This is a genomic window from Gilvimarinus sp. 1_MG-2023, from assembly GCF_030548285.1.
This window is the reverse complement of record NZ_JAUOSC010001497.1, coordinates 1-245: the sequence shown is the minus strand read 5'-3', so window position 1 is coordinate 245 and position 245 is coordinate 1. Positions and strand designations below refer to the sequence as shown.

At 54.7% G+C, this 245-nt stretch carries 1 protein-coding gene; it reads right to left on the bottom strand.

Annotated features, from left to right (window positions below; translation table 11 throughout):
- Positions 1-245, bottom strand: a 245-nt coding sequence (locus tag Q4563_RS21815) for a hypothetical protein (protein ID WP_303606025.1), incomplete at both ends; no start/stop codon positions are given.

Below are 245 nucleotides of genomic sequence, written 5' to 3'. Positions count from 1 at the left end.
AGATAATGCCTTGATCCTGCAGTGCCGCAATCAGAGTGTCGATGTTGTCGCCATCGGCAGCAATACTGATATCAGCACCGTCCGCACCACCGGCGACCAAAGCGACCAGACCAGCATCCTTTAACACCTGAGCGGTTTCGGCAGCGCCAATAGCCGCAAGACGACCCATTTCAAACAGGCGGCGATCAAGGCCATTAACCAGGGTTTCGGCATTGACTGCATTGATGGTGACAATCGCCGGTTTC